Origin of the sequence: Polaribacter sp. 20A6 (assembly GCF_011378915.1) — a bacterium.
In the GTDB taxonomy this organism is placed as follows: Bacteria; Bacteroidota; Bacteroidia; order Flavobacteriales; family Flavobacteriaceae; genus Polaribacter; species Polaribacter sejongensis.
In genome coordinates, this window is the sequence record NZ_WTPZ01000049.1 from 1 (window position 1) to 993 (window position 993).

At 26.2% G+C, this 993-nt stretch carries 2 protein-coding genes; both read left to right on the forward strand.

Going from position 1 to position 993, the window contains the following annotated elements:
* Positions 1 to 118 precede the first annotated feature (118 nt).
* Positions 119 to 526, forward strand: a complete 408-nt coding sequence (locus GQS57_RS18320) for a hypothetical protein (protein WP_165734418.1) — start codon at positions 119 to 121, stop codon at positions 524 to 526.
* Between the two features lie 24 nt (positions 527 to 550).
* Positions 551 to 796 carry a hypothetical protein gene (locus tag GQS57_RS18325; RefSeq protein WP_165734419.1) on the forward strand — a complete coding sequence of 82 codons (246 nt, stop codon included), beginning with the start codon at positions 551 to 553 and terminating at the stop codon, positions 794 to 796.
* Positions 797 to 993 lie beyond the last annotated feature (197 nt).

The window sequence follows — 993 nt, forward strand, 5'->3', positions numbered from 1 at the left end:
GTCAACTTCTATTTTCCTGCGGAAAATAGCCGTCGACTTAAAACGCAACTTTCCATACAAAACAACGTTAGGCAACATTAAAGCGAAAAACCAATAAATTTCAGTAAGAATTGAAAATATGGAAATATTTATAAAAATCACTACTTTTCTTCTTTTCAGTTTTATAGTAATTTTTCCAATTCTAATTTTGAAACGACTGAAGAAAAATATTTTACTGAATTACTCTTTAATAAGCTTATTAATTCTTGCTATTTTAATAATAATATTTACTTGGTGGAATAATCAATCAGATTTAATTTTACTAAACTATTTTGGTTATAATATTAACGGAATGAATCATAATGAAATTTATGAAAATGTAGCTTCTATGAATTTGGAAAAAGTAAGACATCTTGAAACATCTATTATGGGAATTGGTTGGCCTTTGAAAGCTGTATTAGGATTTATAACCTTTATACCATATTTAATATTTGTATACATTGGAAAAATGGTTCTCAACAGAATGAAAAATAAAAGTATTGCCTAAAATTGAATCAGAAATATTTAGAAAATGGAATTAATATCAAAAATTGGGCAAATTTTATTTATCGTAGTATTAATTTATTTATGGAATAAATTTATAGTAAAATTATTAATTGGAACAGTTGTTAATTTTCATAAAAAGAATAACGTGAAAAATTTGAATAAACAACCAATAAAGTTTTTTGTGAAAAATGAATTGAAAATCATTAATATGGCGAGACTTTTTTATTGGTTTGGTGGAATTATAATTATAATCGGAATTATAACGGAATAAAAAAAACGTTGCCTAACACCGTGTATAATTAATTGCTGTTTTTGGCTCACTTGGGAAATTCCTTCGGAATTTCGCCGTTCGTGTTTTATTTAGTAAATTCACTGCTTAAACAACGCAACTAATCATACACAACAACGTTAGCACACATATGACAAACATCGAGCATTTAACAAACGAAGCAAAATTACTAGCAGAAT

Excerpts from the sequence above, each read along its gene's own strand:
- GQS57_RS18320 (WP_165734418.1), top strand. The coding sequence starts at position 119 with ATGGAAATATTTATAAAAATCACTACTTTTCTTCTTTTCAGTTTTATA.
- GQS57_RS18325 (WP_165734419.1), top strand. The coding sequence starts at position 551 with ATGGAATTAATATCAAAAATTGGGCAAATTTTATTTATCGTAGTATTA.